The 20,246-nt window shown below is 51.1% G+C and carries 12 protein-coding genes; all 12 read right to left on the reverse strand.

Annotated features, from left to right (window positions below; all coding sequences use genetic code 11):
- Nucleotides 1–4: 4 nt before the first annotated feature.
- Nucleotides 5–1,303, reverse strand: coding sequence for an MFS transporter (locus tag WBJ53_RS17485; RefSeq protein WP_338868417.1), 1,299 nt, complete (start codon nucleotides 1,301–1,303; stop codon nucleotides 5–7).
- Nucleotides 1,304–1,433: 130 nt separating this feature from the next.
- Nucleotides 1,434–2,090: a bifunctional 4-hydroxy-2-oxoglutarate aldolase/2-dehydro-3-deoxy-phosphogluconate aldolase gene (locus WBJ53_RS17490; protein WP_338868419.1), complete on the reverse strand. Its 657-nt coding sequence runs from the start codon at nucleotides 2,088–2,090 to the stop codon at nucleotides 1,434–1,436.
- The gene (locus tag WBJ53_RS17495; protein WP_338868421.1) at nucleotides 2,087–3,094 is read right to left on the reverse strand and encodes a 2-dehydro-3-deoxygalactonokinase; all 1,008 of its coding nucleotides are present in this window, start codon (nucleotides 3,092–3,094) and stop codon (nucleotides 2,087–2,089) included. The genes WBJ53_RS17490 and WBJ53_RS17495 overlap by 4 nt, the downstream gene beginning before the upstream one ends.
- A gap of 22 nt (nucleotides 3,095–3,116) precedes the next feature.
- Entirely contained in the window at nucleotides 3,117–5,348 is a 2,232-nt protein-coding gene (locus tag WBJ53_RS17500; RefSeq protein ID WP_338868423.1) for a PQQ-binding-like beta-propeller repeat protein, read from the reverse strand.
- 51 nt (nucleotides 5,349–5,399) lie between these two features.
- Nucleotides 5,400–6,368 (reverse strand): hypothetical protein, encoded by a 969-nt coding sequence (locus WBJ53_RS17505; protein WP_338868425.1) that lies wholly within the window; start codon nucleotides 6,366–6,368, stop codon nucleotides 5,400–5,402.
- Between the two features lie 78 nt (nucleotides 6,369–6,446).
- Complete coding sequence (locus tag WBJ53_RS17510; RefSeq protein WP_338868427.1) at nucleotides 6,447–7,922, reverse strand: RagB/SusD family nutrient uptake outer membrane protein; 1,476 nt, start codon at nucleotides 7,920–7,922, stop codon at nucleotides 6,447–6,449.
- A gap of 187 nt (nucleotides 7,923–8,109) precedes the next feature.
- Nucleotides 8,110–11,100, reverse strand: a complete 2,991-nt coding sequence (locus WBJ53_RS17515; protein WP_338868429.1) for a TonB-dependent receptor — start codon at nucleotides 11,098–11,100, stop codon at nucleotides 8,110–8,112.
- A gap of 115 nt (nucleotides 11,101–11,215) precedes the next feature.
- Nucleotides 11,216–12,463 carry a galactonate dehydratase gene (gene dgoD, locus WBJ53_RS17520; RefSeq protein ID WP_338868430.1) on the reverse strand — a complete coding sequence of 416 codons (1,248 nt, stop codon included), beginning with the start codon at nucleotides 12,461–12,463 and terminating at the stop codon, nucleotides 11,216–11,218.
- Nucleotides 12,464–12,577: 114 nt separating this feature from the next.
- Entirely contained in the window at nucleotides 12,578–13,933 is a 1,356-nt protein-coding gene (locus WBJ53_RS17525; RefSeq protein ID WP_338868432.1) for an enolase C-terminal domain-like protein, read from the reverse strand.
- Nucleotides 13,934–14,038: 105 nt separating this feature from the next.
- On the reverse strand, nucleotides 14,039–15,574 hold the full coding sequence (locus WBJ53_RS17530) for a SusD/RagB family nutrient-binding outer membrane lipoprotein (RefSeq protein WP_338868434.1): 1,536 nt from the start codon (nucleotides 15,572–15,574) through the stop codon (nucleotides 14,039–14,041).
- A gap of 40 nt (nucleotides 15,575–15,614) precedes the next feature.
- Entirely contained in the window at nucleotides 15,615–18,743 is a 3,129-nt protein-coding gene (locus WBJ53_RS17535) for a SusC/RagA family TonB-linked outer membrane protein (RefSeq protein WP_338868436.1), read from the reverse strand.
- A 223-nt stretch (nucleotides 18,744–18,966) separates the two neighbouring features.
- A complete protein-coding gene (locus WBJ53_RS17540; RefSeq protein WP_338868438.1) occupies nucleotides 18,967–20,208 on the reverse strand; it encodes a mandelate racemase/muconate lactonizing enzyme family protein in 1,242 nt (413 codons plus the stop codon).
- Nucleotides 20,209–20,246 lie beyond the last annotated feature (38 nt).

Genomic DNA, 20,246 nt, shown 5'->3' on the forward strand with positions numbered 1-20,246 from the left:
TCAATCATTCAATCACTAATTCACTTTTAACCTTTCGGGTCAGCAGGTGGATAATAGTCCAGGCAATGAGGTAGGTAAAGGCGCAAATGGTGAAAATGACGTTGTAGCCACCCGACAGATTTCCCGCAGCCTTATAGTCGTCGAGCAGGCTTCCCACCAGCATTGGAAACAGGATGCCGCCCAACGCTCCGGCCGTGCCCGCAATGCCGACTACCGAGCTCACGGCTTTTTTCGGGAACAGGTCCGATGCCAGTGTAAAGACGTTGGTAGCCCAGGCCTGATGTATGGCAACCGCCAGGCTTAACAAGCCAACAGCTACCCATACATCTGTAATGTACTGTGCCAGCATAATCGACACTTCGATTACGGCAAACGCAAAGAGCACAGTTTTCCGAGCTTTCAGCGTGGGCCAGCCACTTTTGATGAGCCGCGACGACAGATAGCCTCCCCCAATGCTCCCTAAGGTAGTGGCAGTATAAATGAGCATCAGTTCCAGACTTGGTTTTTTCAGGTCCAGATTAAACGTCGATGAGAAATAAGAAGGAAGCCAGAACAGAAAAAACCAGTAGATCGGGTCGATTAGTCCTTTGCCCACAATCATGGCCCAGGTCTGGGGGTAGGTAAATAACGTAAACCATTTGATGGGGGCCTTGTCGTTGGCAGCCTCGGCCGCGGTTTCCTGACCCGACGTAATGTAGGTGTATTCGTCGGTCGTCAGTCGCGACTGCTTCGCTGGCACCTCATAAAACAGTAGCCATACAAGTAGCCACACAAACCCTAGCGCTCCCGTTATCCAGAAGACTTCGTGCCAGCCGTAGGTAGTCAATATCCATGGAACAACCAAAACGGCAACTACAACCCCAATGCTGGTTCCGGCATTGAAGAGTCCGGTTGCCAGCCCGCGTTCTTTCTTCGGAAACCATTCGGCCACTGTTTTTACGGCAGCAGGATAATTACCTGCTTCGCCAATGCCCAACCCAATCCTGGCCAGGCTAAAGCCAAACACACTACGGGCCACAGCATGAAGCATGCCGGCAATACTCCAGATTATGATTGTTACCGAGTATCCGGCTTTGGTCCCGATTCGATCAATAATCCAGCCAAAGAGGAGTAATCCAACGGCATAAGCCGCCGTAAAGGCCATAACAATATGCGCAAAATCGGTTTCCGTCCAGCTAAATTCTTTCTCCAGTATGGGTTTCAGCAACCCTATAATTTGCCGATCGAGGTAGTTGATTGTTGTGGCCGTGAATAACAGAACGACAATCAACCATCGATAATTTTTGATTTTTCCGCTTAGCATTATGCAGGTTCGTTAAGAGTGGTTCAGGGCAAAAGCTGAGTACATCTATTTTTATAAATGTACTTGTCCGCTGAGGGCTATTTCAGCGGCTATCGTTCAAAAAGTTTAAAACCTTCGATGGATCGGGGGTTTAGCGACCAATGACCGACTGATAAGCCGCCAGGAAATTGGCAAAGTGTGCTTTCAGCTCCGGCCATTTTTTCTGGGCAATCAGCGTTTTATCGAGCAACTGACTTCCAACGCCAAGGCCATCGGCACCGGCCTTCAGATAGGCGCTCATATTGTCCAGACTGATTCCGCCCGTAGGCATCACTTTCAATTGATTCAGAGGAGCTTTCAGTTCCTTGATATAGGAAGGTCCCAGCGAAGTAGCCGGAAAAATCTTCACCATCGACGCTCCGAGCGACCACGCCATATAGGCTTCGGTAGGCGTATAAGCGCCCGGAAAAATAGGAATGCCCCGCTTAACGCAGGCTTTAATCACTTTCTTGTTGATGATGGGGGTAACAATAAACTGGGCTCCGGCATCCAGCGCCTTTTCCAGCTCATCTTTCGTACAAACCGTTCCGGCACCAATATTTAAGCCGTTACTATGTGCCGTCAACGCATCGGCAATGATGGCTTCGGCGCCAGCGGTGTTCATTGTGATTTCAATGGTTGTCAGACCAGCGTCCCGATAGAGAGGCAAAATCTGACTAACTTCATCGGCCAACAGGCCACGAATAATACCGACCAATGGTGCTTTATTAAATAACTCCCACGAAAATGCACGTTCGGTTGTATTCATTTAGATAAGGATAATAGTTGGTTTTGAACAATTTTCACCTGTCCGGCAATAGTAGCCTTATCGACAAGTTCGGCAGAAATGGTGGTTGTCCTGCCCGTTAGGCCTAGTTCTTCGACCGCTAGTTTATACAATTCATAGAGGTTGGTACCACTGCATAGAATCAGTGGCCAGTCTTTTTGCCCAAAGAGCGATTTCAGCTCCGATCCGATTAGCAAGCCACTCAGGTACAAAAAATTCTGTGTTTTCGTGAGCAGGCCAAACAGTTGGTTGGTTCGGACCCGAAACAGACTGTTAAGGGTTGATGCCGAATCCGACTCCCGAACCCCAAGCCTGAACCCTTCTAGTTCGCTATCTGAAAACGAAGTGAAGCCAATCGATTCGAGCGAATCTTTCAGAATGCTATACTGCGACATCAGGTTGAAGACTTCGCCGGTCATGAATGTCTGAAAATCGATAACCTGTTGATGGCGGATATAAATGTGTTTGGAGTGCGTGCCGGGGAAAATCAGAATTGCATTTTCGACGCCATGATGCTCCGTATCCAGCAATGCCAGCAGCCCGATCAACTGCGTTTCTTCGCCACGCATCACATCATGGCTTGTTCGCACGCCCGAAATCAAAAAAATATCGTTCGGAAAATCGGTCTGCATTTCCAGCCGCCGGATACTGGCCCGGCTCCCATCGACCGGAAAGGGCAGTGTGGCATACGGAACCTCATCCATACCAATTGAAGAGGATGCCATACCCGAAATAACAATAGAAACCGAACGCAGGTCAACGCCGGTATTCTGGGCCAGAACATCGACCTGCCGGGTCAGTTGCTGTCGAAAAAAGTGCTCGCGGGACATATCCGGGTTTTCGCCCTTCGCTTTCCAGGCTGTGAACGTGCTGGCCACTCCTTCCTGCGATGTAATTTCACCGACCAGCCGGAGATCAGGCACATGAATCAGGCGGAGCCTGAACGAGCTTGTTCCCCAATCACATCCTATTACATAGTTTCTCATAAAAGGTATAGTTTCAAACTGTTTACGGCAGTGCAAAAGCGACATAGGAGCCGCCGGGTTTTAGTCCATAGCGGGTGCCTCCTGCGGCAATAACCACATACTGCCTCCCATTGACCATATAGGTAATCGGGGTAGCAAAACCACCCGCAGGCAGTTTATATTCCCATACGATTTTACCCGTTTTTTTATCGAAAGCCCGAAGTTTTTCATCATACGTGGCAGCAATGAAAACCAGCCCGCCCGCCGTAACAATGGGGCCTCCGTGGTTTTCGGTGCCCGTTGGCGGGATGCCTTTTTTGCTAAGCTCAGGGTATTCGCCCAATGGTACCTGCCAGAGATATTCGCCCGTATTCAGATTGATGGCGTTGAGTGTGCCCCAGGGTGGTTTAATGGCCGGATAATTATCCTGATCACGAAACTGCGTATTACCATTGTTCATGTAGGGCGGAAGATACGGAAAATCAGCACCTTCGGTTACGGAGCCCGTCACCACGGAGCTATGCTGGTCGGGCTGACCGGCCGGTTTACTGTCGACTTTCAGCAGGAAATTAATGATGGCGTCCCGGTCGTCTTTCGACAAGTGGGCGAAGGATGGCATCCGCCCGCGCCCCGTTGTCATGATCGAACTAATTTGCTCCCGATTCATTCGTTTACCCACATCGCTCAGATCGGGATAGGCCTGAGCGGTATTGGCGACAGTGCTGCTTTTACCACTGTTGCCATGGCATACGGCGCAGTTTGTGTTAAATAGCGTCCCTCCCCGCGTCATGGCCATGCCATTCTGCGGCTTGCGGATGTCGCGCATCTTGAGCCACCAGAGCATCGTATTGGCATTCTGGTATAAAATCCCGTCGGGATCGGCCGCATTACCTCCCCATTCGGCTCCACCACCGAAGCCATAAAACAGCGTGCCTTCTTCGCTGGGTGGCATGTATTTACTACCATGTCGGCTGTTTTTGTACCGATCCAGCACATAGGCGTGCGCTTCGGGTGTGCGGGTGGTGATTTCAGCCTCGGTCAGTTCCTGCCGAACAAAGGGCGCGGGTTTCGTGGGTACTGGTTGCGTGGGCCAGGGTTTTTCGCCGGGTAGTGCCGGAGACGTGGGCACCGGTACTTCTTTGACCGGGAAAAGCGGTTTGCCGGTATCGCGATCAAAAACAAAAACATAGCCATCTTTAGTAGCCTGCGCTACGGCATCGACCATCTTTCCGTTATGCTTAACGGTAATCAGGTTGGGGGGACAAGGCAGATCGCGGTCCCACAGATCGTGATGAACCGTCTGGAAATGCCAGATTCGTTTGCCGGTTTCGGCATTCAGTGCAATAACACAGTTGGCAAACAGATTCTGTCCATTGCGGGCACCGCCGTAAAAATCGACCGATGGCGATCCTGTACCGGCATATACGACGCCCCGTTTTTCATCCAGCACCATACCCGCCCAGCAGTTGGCGCCCCCCAGTTTCCGATACGAATCTTTCGACCAGGTTTCGTAGCCATATTCGCCGGGCAATGGAATCGTGTGGAAAACCCAGGCCAGTTTACCCGTACGCACGTTAAACGCCCGGATATAACCCGGAGGAGCATCCCCCCCTTCGTTTAGCGCCGAACCCGTTATGAGTAGGTCTTTGTAGATGACACCCGGTGTCGTGACCCGAATGGAATACTTCATCACATCGTAGCCCAGCGTTTCGACATCGCCAAGCCCTTCGTGCAAATCGACTTCGCCATTCTTTCCGAAACTGTCAACGGGTTTGCCGGTTTCGGCATTGATCGCGTACAATGTCGAGCCAACGGTGTACAGGATTCGCTTGTCGGTTCCGTGGCTACGGTCGCTATCTTCCCAATAGACAACACCCCGCAAAGGATGGAACCGGGGGCGCTTATCGGGATCGGCAAACGGATTGAACTGCCACCGCTGTTTACCCGTTGCCGCATCGACGGCGAAGAGTTTCAGCCGGGGCGATGTGCCATACAAAATACCATCCACAACAATGGGCTGACATTGAATATCCATACCGCGTTGAGATGGATCATGGTTGTCGCCGGTATCGTACGACCAGGCCAGTTGCAGGTTTTTTACCGTGTTCAGGTTGATCTGCGTCAGTGGCGAATACCGATTTCCGGCATTATTACCGCCATAGGCAGGCCAGTCGTCGCCCGTTTTTCGGAGCTGCTCCACCGGCTCCTGCCAGTTGAGCGGCACATAGCTCCCCAGCACCAAAAGGCCAAGGAAGGATTTCAGGAGTAGGTTCATGGTTGGTATTGGGATTACGGTATACGATTTATGGTATACGGTATACCACCTTCATTTCTCATAAAACTCATACGTAATTGTCCAGCGGATTTCCTGGCCAGGGGCGGCTTCCAGACGGATGTAGGGCTCTGGGCAGGAGGTTGTAGCACAGGCCCAGTATACCAGTTTCTCCAGCGGTTTATCGCCTTTGATGTGTATACCCGCGCCCGTTTTCATATTTTCAATTCGGATGTCGTAATCATTGGCCGATGCGGTTAGCCCCTGCAATCCGGCGCTGAAGACCTGCTCTTTTTTTTCCAGGTTGCGGGCATAAACCAACCGACTACCTTCTGGCTGAATCAGGCTTCCAAAGCCTCTGCCCTCCGCTTTCACGTCGAACGGAAACTGCACATTCACCGTTGGGCCAGTTGGCTGATTGTCGATGATGAAAAAATTATGGTCGTACGTGCTGGTTTGAATCGGGCGTTTGCCGGTATTTTTCAGACGGTGTTCCAGCACAAGTTCCGGCTTTCCTTTCGTGAGCCGCACCGTTTTCCGATACACATAGCCGTAGCCATTTGGGTTGGTCAGCTCATGTATGAACTCGATCCGGTCTTTATGCTTTTTAATTTTTCGTTTGCCATAATCAGCCACTTCATAATTCCGGGCAAATGCATAGGGTTTATCATCGGGTTTCCGAAGCGATCCTACGCCAATTTTCACGAAGGTCTCGCCCGCTTTAGCCTCGGCATAATTAAGCGGCACAAACTCTTCGGCAGGCCCATTGATGGCATCGTGGAGCTTCGGGTCGTAGTTTTCGAACCATTGCTCAATAAAATTATGCCCCTTGTAGGTCAGGTTTTTGAAGGCCCCTGCCCAGTCGAAGCGGGTTCCCTGATAGTAGCCCGTTTGCTCATCGGGCAGATACAAGGTAGTCTGAACGAGCCCATTTGAGAGTTCGGCCTGCGGCCATTCGGCCAGAGGCATGGTGGTAGCACCCAATCCGAGCGTTGCCAGCGTAGCGATGATTAGCTGTTTCACAATCGTATGTGTTTGTTTAGTTGTGCCAGCCAACCAGGGCTGGCACAACAAGGGAAAGCAACAGCGTGGTCTGTGTTACTAATTCAGGTTCGGGTTAATCGACGTATCCGAATAAGGCAATGGGAACCAGTAGTTCGCCTTCGTAATCGCTTTGATGGGTTGCAGATCGTCGGGGCTCTTGTTGGCATTGGCCGCTTCTACCCGTTCGAGCCGTACCAGATCGAACCAGCGGGTCCGTTCGCAGGCAAATTCCCATGCGCGCTCCTGCACTACTTCGTCGGCAAACTGCGTAGCCGTCAGCCCATCAGTTGGTGAGATTGATTTGGTACCACTGGCTCGTCCGCGTAACCGAATCTGGTTGAGCGCATCATAAGCTGCCTGATCGGGTCCACCCGTACCACGGGCCTTGGCTTCGGCATAGATGGTCAGCACGTGTGCATAGCGCATCATAACCGATGGCAACGAAATACTGGACGTTACGATATTGCCTTTGATGTACCATTTCTGGTAGTACGGATGTTTGGTCAGGCTGTTCTGCCAGGGGATTTTTGTGGTTCCTAAGCCAAATTCTGTTCGAAATGTCACATCCTTCCGTGGTCCTTCAGGAAAATCGCGGAAGAAATAAAGCTCGGCAAACATATCGTCCCAGCCACCTTCTTCACCCGGCATGGCCGTGTTGCCATACGTCGCATTGGCGGTTCCGCTACCGCCCGTAAACCCACTGATCTGGTAGACCGATTCGGGAATGATAGCCACCGCCGGGTCGTTGGCGAAGACTGCCGCAAACGTAGGCATCAGCGAAAAACCATACTTACCGCTGTTGTCGATCACTTCTTTTGCTTTGGCTGCTGCCAGATCGTATTTGTCGGTCTGTTTCAGCGGCCAGCCCGCCATCGTCAGGTACACATCGGCCAGAAATGCTTTGGCAGAACCCGCATTGGGCCGACCCGGATCGCGACGGGTATCGGGCAACATGGTTTCGGCTTTCTTCAGATCCGACACAATCAGGTTATACACCTGTTCGGGCGTCGACTTCTTGATTGTCAGCAAGGTATCGGAATATTCGCCCGACATCACCACCGGAATACTGCCGTAGAAACGAGTTAACCAGTAATATGAAAAACCGCGAATGAAATAGGCTTCACCAGCAATAATGTCGATGGTAGCTTTGGTTCCCGTGGTTTTCTGGTAATTATTGATCACGTTGTTCGCGCCCTGAATAGCTTTGTAGCAGCCATTGTACACCGCTCCCGACCGCTGGTTTGTTGTCGATACGTTAAACTGATCGAACTCGCGCCAGTCGGCTTTGTTACTGGCCGGGTGCGTCGTCACGTCATCGCCACCCAGCACGGCCGCATTGGCCGACGGATGGAGAAACCCGTAAGTCCACTGCGCTCCCAGACCGCGATAGGCACCCGTCAGTGCCGATTCTAAACCATCCTGGGTCGACAATACATTTGGGCCGTAGAGTAACCCGGTAGTGTCTTCGTCCAGATAACTTTTGCAGCTTGCCCCCAGCATAGCTACAAGTCCTAGTATGAGTAATTTTTTCATGTGAATAAAAAGAGCCCCCAACCCCCAAAGGGGACGTTTAGAAACCGAGTATTCATGCCTTGGGGAATTTATGCCTGCATGAAAGTTTCATATTTTGTCGAAAGTTTTCTTCTGGTTTATCGTCTATAGTCTATCGTTGCGCTACCAAAGCAGGTTGTGTGCCAATAGTCGTAGCAACTATAAACCGTCAGAATCCCAGATTCAGGCCAAGTGTGTAGGTTTTCGAGTTAGGATACGAACCATAATCAATCCCAATAGCCGTGTCGGTCGATGAGCCAACCCGCGACGATTCGGGGTCAGGACCGCTATATTTCGTAAAGGTCAGCAGGTTGGTTGCACTGGCAAACACCCGAATGTTGGCTTTGTTCTTAAGCAGACTCGAAGGAATATTGTATGACAGGCTAACGTTTTTCAGGCGAACGAAGCTGCCATTCTCCAGGAACCGGCTCGACTGTGTAAACGGCTGATAGGTTTTCGTAAACGCTGGCACATCGGAGGTTTCGTTGCCGGGCCGGTAGTAGTTGCGGATTTCCGACAGAATGAACTGACGTGCATCGCCCGCCCCCGACATGGCAGCCGCCCGCGTGTAGTTGAGTTTATCGACACCAAACACGGCATTGAAGAACACATTCAGCGTAAAGCCTTTATACGACATGGTGTTGTTCCAGCCGCCCGTTACACGCGGAAACGCCCGGCCAATAATCTGGAAGTCGTCGGTGGTAATGGAGTTGTCGCCGTTCAGGTCCTGATAGTGCGGATCGCCGGGAACCCGCCCGAACTGAGCTGCCAGATCGGCTTCGTTTGGTTTGAAGGTACCGAGGTATTTCAGCCCCCAATACGAACCCAGCGACTGACCAGGCATCAGCATATACTCGTACGTTGTCGACATCCCTCCGCCAACACCCGTACCGGTGCCCAGCCGTGGCAAACCACCCAGGCTAATCACCTGATTTTTCAGGGTCGACACATTCAGATTCGACTCCCAGCGGAAGCCACCTTTGTCGATGGGTACGCCACCGAGCGAAAACTCAAAGCCTGTGTTTTCGACTTCGCCCACGTTTCTGGTTTGTGTGCCCCCCCCTGCGTAAGCTGGTATAGCCACATTCAGCAACAGATCGGTGGTATTTTTCTTGAAATAATCCGCTTCCACATGAATGCGCCCATTCAGGAACTCCATTTCCAGCCCCACATCGACCTGACGGGTTGTTTCCCATTTCAGGTTCGAATTACCGGGATTGCCCAGAATAACCCCGGCCGTGGCGGCAGTGTTGTTGAAAGCCTCGAAGGTAGTGCCATAGGTCGACAAGGTTGCGTAGGGGTTGATAGCCTGGCTACCTGTCATACCCCAGCTACCCCGCAGTTTCAGATTGCTGAACACGTTGAGCTTTTTGATAAATTCTTCCTCCGACAACCGCCAGCCGAGCGCTACCGACGGGAAAACACTGTATCGGTTCGCTTTGCTGAATTTTGACGAACCATCCCGCCGAACCGCAGCCGATACCAGATATTTGTCTTTATAGCCGTAGTTTACCCGACCCAGCAACGAAAGCAGTGTCCATTTCTGATAGGCCGAAGCGACCGAAGCAGCCGCATTACCGCCGATGTTATCGTAACCCAGTTGTGGGAAACGAAGACCCGATGCACTCGCCGTAAAGTTCCGCTCGGTATACTGCTGCGTTTCCAGCACCGCAACCGCATTGATCGAGTGATCGCCAATTTTTACATCATAATTCAGGTTGTTGGTGTTTTGCAACGTAACCTGTTCGTAGGATGAACGGCTGGCATTCGGCACATTGTTCGAGAGCCGCTTGCCCGTAAAATTCAGATTCTGAATATCGCCGTAGTTGATCGCATAAGTCAGGTCGAGCGTCAATCCCTTAACGGGAAGTTTATAGTTCAACCCACCATTTACGTTCAGATTGGCGCGAGTTACGTCGATGGACTGATCGTAGAGATAATCTAACGGATTGCGATATACGGAACCAATCGGGTCTGTAAAGGTCGGCTGACCGTCGGCCCCATAGGCAGGTGTTGTGGGTGCCCAGGCCAGTGCCTGAACAATAGCGCCCCCGTCGACGGTGTTATGGTTTTTATTCTGGGTTCCCCACAGGTTCAGCCGAAACGATAATTTGTCATTGACCCGCGTGTTGATGTTGGTGCGCAGAATATAGCGTCTGAAACCACTGTTGTTTACGATACCGTTCTGGTTGAGGTAGTTGCCCGAAATCAGGAATGTTGTTTTATCGCCACCGCCCGAAACCGTTACCTGATGCTGCTGACCGCTACCGGTCCGAAAAACCAGACTCTGCCAGTCGGTACCACCGTTTTGTTTGAATTGCGCAACCTGATCAGCCGTAAAAGGTGGCGTTGTTCCCGTCGCCGTAGCCCGTGCATTCACAATTTCGGCAAATTCGCCAGCGGGCAAAACATCGTATCGCTTAATGAGTTCCGACACGCTTCCCTGGCCTTCATAGGTCACTTTAAGTCCTCTCGCTCCTTTCTTGGTTGTAATGATAACGACCCCGTTTGCACCGCGACTACCGTAAATCGACGTCGACGCAGCGTCTTTCAAGACCTGGATCGTTTCGATATCATTCGGGTTTACGTAGTTAAAATCGGCACCAACGTAGCCATCGACAATGTACAGCGGGTTATTATTTCCCAATACAGAGTTAGCACCCCGAATCCGAATCCGGGCATCGCCCCCCGGCGCTCCGTTTGTCTGCGAAACCTGCACCCCCGCAGCTCGGCCCTGCAACACCTGGTCGAGTCGGTTGACCGGCTGCTGGGCAAATTCTTTTGTAGAAATAGACGTCAGTGAGCCCGTCACGTCGGTCTTTCGCTGTGTACCATACCCCACAACGACCACTTCATTCAACGTTTTCTGATCTTCTGCCAACTGCACATTAACGACAGACTGGCCATTAATGGGAATCGTCTGGCTAACATATCCGATATTGGAAAACACCAGCGAGGCATTACCGGGCGCATTCAGCGAAAATGTGCCATTTACATCCGTCGATGTACCGAGGGTGGTACCACTCACCTGAACGTTTACACCAGGCAATCCCTGATTGTCTGGACCGGTTACTTTACCAGTTATTCTGGCATTCTGAGCAAAGGCAAAACCCTGGCTCAGAAACAGCAGAAGCAGGAAAACTTTTAGACTTTTTTTCATGGTAAGGATTTCATTGAGCAATCAAAAATTTGGTTAACTGTGTTTAAAGGTTCGAATAGGGTTTATGGAAAAGATTTTATCGTTCTGACCTAAAGGCCACTATTTTGCAAGCTGATTACCAGTCGACTACGGAGCCATCGAGTGCATTATAGGATTCAGGATTCTTCCAGTCGTGGCCAATTTTGTCTTTCATGAGCGCTTCGTCGAGCTCTACCCCCAGACCAGGGCCTTTCGGAATCAGGACCGTACCGTCTTTCTGAAGTTTGAAGGGATTTTTGAGGTAGCCATCGCCCAGCGTAACCTGCTCCTGAACCAGAAAATTGGGCACACTGGCGGCCAGATTCAGCCCTACGGCCAGCGAAATAGGGCCCATGGGGTTGTGCGGAGCAACGGGTACATAATAGGCTTCGGCCATTCCGGCAATGATACGGCCTTCGGTAATGCCACCGGCATGGCACAGATCGGGCTGAACAATGCTAACGGCGCGTTTTTCGAGCAATTCGCGGAAGCCCCACTTCGTAAAAATCCGCTCGCCAGCCGCAATGGGCAAATGAGTTCCCCGCGCAATGTCGGCCATAACATCGACGTTTTGCGCCTGACAGGGCTCCTCAACAAACATGGGCTGAAAGGGCTCCAACTGCTTTATGAGCACCTTGGCAGTCTGTGGCGAAATGTTGCCATGAAAGTCGATGGCAATGTCCATATCGGGGCCACCCGCTTCGCGCAACGAAGCAAAGTTGTCGACAGCATACTTGATGAATTGCGGGTTTTCGACAATGTTGGCGGGGGTCTTATGAGCAACTCCGGTTTTAATCACCGTATAGCCTTCGGCTTTCCGTTTTTTCATGTCTTCGGCATTGCTCGCCCGACCGTAGATCCGAACCCGGTCGCGCGTGGGTCCGCCCAGCAGTTCATACACGGGCACATTGAGCAGCTTGCCTTTGATGTCCCAAAGCGCATGATCAATGCCACTCAGTGCACTCGTCAGAATGGGTCCACCGCGGTAAAAAGCATGGCGGTAAATGGCCTGCCAGTGATGGACAACCTGGCGCGGGTCTTTCCCAATCAGATAGGGTTCAATTTCCTTGATAGCCGTCTGAATCGTCAAAGCCCGGCCTTCGAGCAATGGCTCCCCCAGGCCGTAGATGCCGGTATCGGTATGGATTTTCAGGAAAATCCAGCGTGGTTTCACCAGAAAGGTTTCAAGCTTAGTAATCTTGACCTTGCTGTAGTCGGCAAAGCGGCCAGGATCGGCTCCATACGATGCCTGTGGCAAAATCATAGAACTCATTCCGGCAACACCCAACACCGACTGGATGGCCGACCGGCGCGATATTCCCGTTTTTTTACCTGATGATTTCATTGTTATACGGTTTAGGAAAATCCCTTTAATCGATTAAGCAAAACTAGTTTATGGTTTACGGTTGCGCTGCTTATCAGTATACACCCTTCTAGTGCAGCGCAACCGTAAACCCTCCTACGGCCTGATGATGGTTCCGTCCATTTTGCGGACCTGCCAGTTCGACTTGGTACTGATGGGATACTTGGCGGCTTCTTTTTCGTTGATGTCTACGCCCAAACCCGGCACCTCGTTTACCGACATATACCCTTTGTTCATGGTTGGGCATCCGCTAAACACGGCCTGCGTCTTTTCTGAAAAAGCGACGGCCTCCTGAATCCCAAAATTCCAGACAGCCAGGTCGATATGTGCGTGAGCCGCATGACCTACCGGCGACACATCGCCCGGTCCGTGCCAGGCCGTGCGGACGTTGAACCACTCCCCTAGCCGGGCTACTTTCATGGCGGGCGTTATCCCACCAATCTGCGAGACGTGAATCCGTATATAATCGAACCACTGGTTCACCATTGGCTCCTTAAATTCATTGATGTTGTTGAACAACTCGCCCATTGCGATGGGCACGCTCGTTGTCTGGCGGAGTTGCGCAAACCACTTCATGTTTTCGGGCGAGAAAGGGTCTTCGATGAAGAACGGGCGATAATCTTCCAGTTTCTTGATCATATTGATGGCTTCCATCGGCTGCACCCGCTCATGAATGTCGTGTAGCAGTTCGATCTCTTCCCCACATGCCTTACGCACCACATCGAACATTTTCGGCACCGACTTCAGGTATAGGGATACGTTCATGTAGTTGTCGGTCTCCCCCCCAAATCCGGCAGCTTTAAAATCTGGTTTATCGGCGGTGGCCCCCACGGCTCCATACCCCCCTTGCTGAATGCGGATGTATTTAAAGCCCTGATCCATAAACTTCTGCACACTTTCGGCGGCTGCTTCTGGAGTGTTTCCCCCCGCATGGGTGTAGCAGGGAATGGCAAAGCGAACTTTACCCCCCAATAGTTGATAGACCGGCATGCCAGCCCGTTTGCCTTTAATATCCCAAAGTGCCTGATCAAGTCCAGAAAGGGCATTGTTCAACACGGGTCCATTCCGCCAGTAGGAACTAACATAGGCCGACTGCCAGATGTCTTCGATATTGTCGACGTCTTTACCTACACAAAAGTCGTTGAGGTAAGAATTGATGGCAGCCACCACAGCAACGGCCCGCTGCGTGAAGGTAGCACAACCCAGTCCATAGAGTCCGGGTTCAGAGGTTTCGACCTTAACAACAATCAGATTCGACCCCTGCGGAGCCGTAGCAATGGCCCGAACGGCTTTAATTTTGACAGGAGCAGCCCCAACAGCATAGCGAGGGGTTGTTTTTTCTTCGCGGGCCTGAGCGGTTGAAGCAGACCCCATCAAGCCGAGCAGGCTGGCCGAAGAGCCAAAGCCCAGCATTTTCAGGGTTTCCCGGCGGTTGTAATCAACTTTATTCATAAGGCAATAAGGGTTTTACTATGAAACTGACGAGATATACAGAATAACAGACTTGTTATGTTAGATAAAGCATGCTGCTACCCCGTATATCCTGTCGAAGAAATACTATTTCTTATCCCACCATATTCTTGTATCGAGCGTATTGGGGCCCTGTCGTCCTATCGCTTCGTTCAGACTAGCCGAGTTGACCACAATTTCACTATCGGGATAGGGCAATCGCCGAATGAAATCGCCCTTCACTTCAGAGCCAGGATACGGATTTTTTGCCAATGCCGGATAGCCGCTGCGCCGGAAATTGGCAAAGGCTTCGGTTCCATCCAGAAAGCTGGCCACCCAGTATTGCGTATTGATTTGCTCCAGTGCCTTACTGTCGACCAGCGGATGGGCCTCCAGATAGGCCTTGATGGTTGCTTCCGGAATGACAGAACCGTATGAAGCCATCTGTTCCAGATTTGCCCGGATACCTTTCTGGAAATAGTCGGCCTCCGATCCGGACACCCACCCGCGAACAGCTGCTTCGGCCAGAAGAAACAGGGTCTGGGCGTAGGTAACGTGGAATTCGGGAGCATCCAGCTTCAGCACCGTATTCAGGTTCACCTGCGAGAAATCCCACAAACTGGCCACACCATTCTGGGCCAATACCGACGTGATCGTTACGTCGTTGTAGCCCATTGGCATACCGATTTGTACTTTCGGGTCTGACGATGCCCGAGCCGAAACCTGTTCCTGGCCACCGGTAGCGCCTACATAACGTACGGCAAAAATGGGTAAGCGCGGGTCGTTGTTCTCTTTCAGATAATTCACGAAAGGTGCTGCCAGATAGAAGTTGGTCTTCTCACGAGCTGCCAGATGGTTGGCAATGAAGTTGTTATAGGTCGACGTATGGCGGAGAATTGAATTGTCGGCATTGGATTGAAGCACACCCCCTGCTACGGCTTTTTTCACGTAGGTCTCGGCCATCGCCGGATCAACTTTCGTGAGCCGCATACCCGCCCGCAACATGAAGGAATAGGCCAGTTTTCTCCATTTCGCTACATCGCCCCCATACAGAATGTCGGTCGTGACCGGCGGCAGATCAGTAGTCAATGCCGTAGCGGCCTCTTCCAGTTCTTTCAGAATATCCTTGTAAATCTCCTGCTGCGGATCATATTTGGGCGTAATAATCTCAGCCGTATAGCCCTGTCCAGCCTGAAAATAAGGCACATCGCCGTAGGTATCGGTCAGAATCATAAAAACATACGCTTTCCAGATCCGAGCCGCATTGTAGGTATTGACCTGTTGCGGATCATCTTTGGTTTGCCCCAGAACCGCCACGAGTTGCTTGAGCACGTTCCGGTAGAAATTGGTCCAGACCAGGGGCGTATTGCTATTGTTGATCTGATCGTAATTGGCCCCCGACAGCGAGCTACCATAAGGCGTAATAATCTGCTGTACGATCCCGAAATTGTAGGTCAGCATCCCCAGCGTGCCAAAACCGTCGAGGTAGTTGGTACTGATGATCGCCTTGTTGAGCACCATCGACGGAGCCAGCGACGTTGGATCGACTTTATTGGTATTGACTTCCGTAAAGCCCTGATCGCAGCCAACAAGCACATAACCCATCAGCAGCAGAGAAAATATATAGTTTAGTTTCGCTTTCATGATGTTTTTTGTTTCGTATACCATAAACCATACACTTCTCTTAAAACCGAACATTCAGGTTAAAGCCCATGCTGCGGGTAGGTGGCAACCCAGGCCAGAAATCCAGCCCAACGGCGTTGTCCGACGAAACCAGGGCTTCTTCGGGGTCCATGTTTTCGGTCCATTTTTTCAACACCAATACATTGTTGGCTACGGCATTCAGTTTTAGTCCTTTTATGAATAGTTTGGCTGGTAATAGCTTGCTGAAATCGTAGCCCAGGGTAACCTGACGTAGTTTCCAGAATCCAGCATTGAACACAAAATCTTCGTTGATACCCAGCGGATTAATTGATTCGTAGAAGGGTTGAACAGCGGCCTTTGTCTGGTTGATTTCGCCGTTCGGGTTCACCCCATTGCCGATCACATAGCCCACATCCCGCCCCGGTAGTGTCCGCTTTGAGAGCCCGTGGCGCATATAGTTAATATTCCGGCCCGCAATCATTTTATGACCCAGTTTGAAATCGATCAGGAACGACAGCGCCAACCCCTGGTAGGTAAACGTGTTGGTGATGCCCCCAAAATATTTCGGCAGCGCATTCCCTACATTCACCAGCGTGTTGTTCCGAAGCGGCATGCCGCTGTTTGCATCGAAAACCTGCCGTCCCTGGGCATCGCGCAGGTAGGTGAAGGTGTATAATTGCCCAATGGGTTTACCAACAACCTGATTCAGAGTGCGACCGCCCCCACTGCTAACAGTGATTACGGTATCGTTGGGCGACAAACCGAGTCGAAGCACTTTGGAGGTATTGTATGAAACGTTAGCGCTAACATCCCAGCGGAAAACAGGCTTCACAACGGGCGAAAAGGTCAGTAACATTTCGAGTCCCTGATTCATACTACGGCCCACGTTGATGAGTTTGCTCGTAAACGACGACGCATCCGAAATCTGGGCCGCCAGAATCTGGTCGTCGGTGGTTTTGTGATAATAGGTGAAGTCGAAGCCGATCTTGTTGTCAAACAATTTCAGTTCTACCCCAAACTCGGCTTCCTGAATGCGGAGGGGCCGCAGATTTTTGTTCGGAACCACCGAGGCATTAATTCCACCCACCGGCACCAGTTGCCCCGATGGGTTAGGAAACGAATTGTTATCGACCGAATAATAGAGCGCATTAGAATACGGATCGACGTTATCGGAACCTACCTGCGCATAAGCAGCCCTGAATTTTCCGAACGACAGCCAGGAAGGTAGGCGCTCAAAAGCCTGCGAAAACACAAAACTTCCGGTTACGGATGGATATAGAATACTCCGGTTCGAGGGCGCCAATGTGGAGAACCAGTCGTTGCGGGCGGTCATGTTGAGAAACAGATAATCGCGATAGGAAATCGTGGCAGCGCCGAACAGCGAGTTAATTTTCTTCTCCGCCAGGCTATAAATCGGATTTTTGATCCGGCCGTTGGCCACTGTATACAAACCAGGTGTCACAAAATCCTGCACCGTAACGCTGTTATAGTCATTACGAGCATAGCGCGCGTTGCCCCCCAGGGTTATGTCCACGCCAATTTTCCCAAAGGTTCGGTTACCGCCCAGAATAAAGTCGATGTTTCGCTCGGTATTCTGCCGCACATCCTGCGTATACGACCCATTCACATAGCCAACGGGAGCTTTGGCAATAGGCGCATACCCATTCGGGATGTTATAATCCTGATTACGAACATAGTAGTCCTGTGCAATCCGGCCCTGTAAATAGAGCCAGTCGGTAAACTGATACCGAAGTGCAATGTTGCCAAACAGCCGGTCGCGACGAATATTTTCGAAGTGATGGCTCATGGAATAGTATGGGTTGTTACGTACCAGAAACCGCGAGAACACAAACTCATCGCCATTGGGCAGCGTCTGGTTTTCGCGGAGGGCTTCGAAGGGCATGGAGTTAGCCAGGGTGAACACCACCGTCGATACCGAAAAATCCTGCGTATTGAGCTGGGGCGGGTTAATGTTGTTTTCTTTGGAGTAGTTTATATTTCCCGTAGCGGTCAGTCGGCGGCTGATGTTCTGCGAGAACCCCAGGTTGATCACTTTCCGGTTGAAGGTATTGTTCTCCATGATGCCCCGGTTATCGGTATTACCGAAGGATAGGCTGAAACCACCATTTTCACCATTGTTCGATACGGTTACGGTGTTGGTGAAGTTGGTGCCGACCCGGTAGAATTTTTTCACCCGATTGAAAACGGGTTCGTAGGGCCACGTTTCGTTATCGAACAGTACCTGGGTCATCCCCGGCTGAAATTTTTCACCAAAGCTCCAAACGCCCGATGTCGGGTTGGCTGTAGTGGGTCGTTTGCCACCTTCGCCCTGTCCGTATTCGTACTGAAAATCGGTAAAATCCAGGGGTGTGTCGGTCGTAAAATTGGTGTTGTAGGTAACCCCAAACCCTTTGCCTGCTCCGCGGCTTTTGGTCGTAATCATCACCACCCCATCTTTAGCCCGCGACCCATAGAGAGCGGCCGCCGTAGCGCCTTTCAGCACGGTCATGGTTTCAATATCATCGGGATTAATACTGCTCAAGCCATCGCCACCATCCGAACTGTTGGCAGACCTCGACCCATAATCGCCCCCCAGCGAATAGTTGGAGTTGTCGATTGGTACGCCATTCACCACAATGAGCGGGTTGTTTTGTCCACTGAACGACGACTGACCCCGAATCCGGATTTTGGCCGTTCCGCCGGGCCCGGTGCCCATCGTTGTGATGTTTACCCCGGCCATTTTACCCTGCAAACCACTCACAAAATTTGGCGTTCGGTTCACCGATATCTGGTCGGCATTTACGGTGGCTGTCGCATAGCCCAGCGTTTTGGCTTCCCGCTTGATGCCCAGGGCCGTTACAACCACTTCGTCGATTGCTTTAGCATCTTCGGCCAGTTGCACATTCACCACCGATCGATTATTGATTGCCACTGTCTGCGATACATAACTGATATACGAAAATACCAGCGAGCCACTGGCAGGCGCATTAATTGCGTAATTACCCGTCGCATCCGTTACCGTTCCAACCGACGTGCCGCCAACGAGTACGTTCACGCCCGGAAGTCCTTCCTTGTCGGGTCCGGTCACTTTGCCGGTTATTCGACTCGTTTGGGCATACCCAATACTACTGCCATAGAGCAGCAGAAAAAGAATGAGAGCTTTGTTCATGTGTAGTAGAGATATTAAGGTTAAAGGAAAAGAGTAAAATCATCCACTTTGAGAGACCCGATACCCAGTCAGTCGAAGCGCAGCATTACGGTTTCGCACGTTCCAGGACAGGTTACTCCACTGTTTTTCTAGGCTCTTTAAATAACTATGTTAACCGATAGTTAAAATCGACTTCATAGTCATTCGTTTCTTTTTCAGGTTGTATTGAGGAGAATGGGGATACTTACCAGTTATGAATAGCGCCGTCGGGACTACGCAGCACTGGATGCGGGAAGGGCGTTTTGGCTGTTACTTCCATCACAAACGTGGCTTTTTTCGGATCGAATTTTACGCCTAGCCCCGGTTCTGGATTCAGATATAGTTTACCGTTTTTGAAGTTTATAAAATCCTCATTGAAGTAAGCCGGCCGTTCGGGTTCGCCACCGGCCAGTTCCATCAGACAGCGCATTGGACTGCTCGACCCTAACACATGCACCAGTGTGGCCGTAGACAGTGGACCGGTAAAATGCGGAATCATGCCTACATAGTGCGTTTCGCACATGGAAGCCAGTTTTTTGAATTCGGAAATACCACCTGTGTTGGGAAGTGTAAACCGGGTGTAATCGATCAGATGCTGCTCGATTAGCATATTACTATCCCAACGATCGCCAAATTGCTCGCCCACGGCAATGGGTACCGTTGTCATTTGACGCACCGTTTTATAGACATCAGGATTTTCGGAGCGAATGATGTCTTCAACAAAATAGGGCTCCAGGTTCTCAATGGCTTTACAAATTTTTACGCCTTCGGTGGTATCGAAACGGGTATGGAGGTCGATGGCCCATTTGCCACCTCCGCCAACAGCAGCATCCATTCGTTTGCATAACTCGATTGTTTTTTTGGCATTTTCGTAGAAATCGAAGGGCGTTTCGCCATTGCCGCCAGTGGGGCCGATGCGATAGGCCCGCAACCCTGCTTCAATGCAATCGCGGGCGCGTTCTTCTTCAGTTTTGGCTTTCGACGCCCGGAATCCCGTTGCGTAGCACTCGACATAATCCCGCGTGGCACCACCCAGCAACTCATAAACCGGCACACCCAGTGCTTTGCCTTTAATGTCCCAGAGCGCCATTTCCAAAGCCCCCAGTGCGTGTAATTTCTCGCGGCCGGGTGGATAAAACATACCCCGATATACAGTTTGCCAGAGGTGTTCAATACGGAACGGGTCTTCGCCAATGATCATCTGGGCACACTGCTCGATCATATCTTTCGAACCTCCTTCGCCAATTCCGACAATACCCCCATCCGTCTGGATTTCCACAATGCCCCGAGCCTGGTTAAAAAGTGGCTTATTGTAGCCGGGTGCACTGTAGTAGCGAATTTTGGTGATTTTCAGTTTGGGCGCAGCTTCAACAACCTGTAACGGCAAACCGGTCCATACGGCGGCAGAACCAACTAAAGCAGATTTAAGGAAATTTCGTCGTTGCATACAATAGATCAGGAATAGTCAGCTTAAACGATTAAGCT

It is taken from the genome of Spirosoma sp. SC4-14, assembly GCF_037201965.1.
In the GTDB taxonomy this organism is placed as follows: domain Bacteria; phylum Bacteroidota; class Bacteroidia; order Cytophagales; family Spirosomataceae; genus Spirosoma.

Bases quoted from the DNA above. Each gene is read 5' to 3' on its own strand.
- WBJ53_RS17490 (WP_338868419.1), bottom strand. From the start codon at position 2,090: ATGAATACAACCGAACGTGCATTTTCGTGGGAGTTATTTAATAAAGCA.
- WBJ53_RS17495 (WP_338868421.1), bottom strand. From the start codon at position 3,094: ATGAGAAACTATGTAATAGGATGTGATTGGGGAACAAGCTCGTTCAGG.
- WBJ53_RS17525 (WP_338868432.1), bottom strand. From the start codon at position 13,933: ATGAATAAAGTTGATTACAACCGCCGGGAAACCCTGAAAATGCTGGGC.
- WBJ53_RS17515 (WP_338868429.1), bottom strand. From the start codon at position 11,100: ATGAAAAAAAGTCTAAAAGTTTTCCTGCTTCTGCTGTTTCTGAGCCAG.
- dgoD (WP_338868430.1), bottom strand. From the start codon at position 12,463: ATGAAATCATCAGGTAAAAAAACGGGAATATCGCGCCGGTCGGCCATC.
- WBJ53_RS17540 (WP_338868438.1), bottom strand. From the start codon at position 20,208: ATGCAACGACGAAATTTCCTTAAATCTGCTTTAGTTGGTTCTGCCGCC.
- WBJ53_RS17535 (WP_338868436.1), bottom strand. From the start codon at position 18,743: ATGAACAAAGCTCTCATTCTTTTTCTGCTGCTCTATGGCAGTAGTATT.
- WBJ53_RS17530 (WP_338868434.1), bottom strand. From the start codon at position 15,574: ATGAAAGCGAAACTAAACTATATATTTTCTCTGCTGCTGATGGGTTAT.
- WBJ53_RS17510 (WP_338868427.1), bottom strand. From the start codon at position 7,922: ATGAAAAAATTACTCATACTAGGACTTGTAGCTATGCTGGGGGCAAGC.
- WBJ53_RS17500 (WP_338868423.1), bottom strand. From the start codon at position 5,348: ATGAACCTACTCCTGAAATCCTTCCTTGGCCTTTTGGTGCTGGGGAGC.
- WBJ53_RS17485 (WP_338868417.1), bottom strand. From the start codon at position 1,303: ATGCTAAGCGGAAAAATCAAAAATTATCGATGGTTGATTGTCGTTCTG.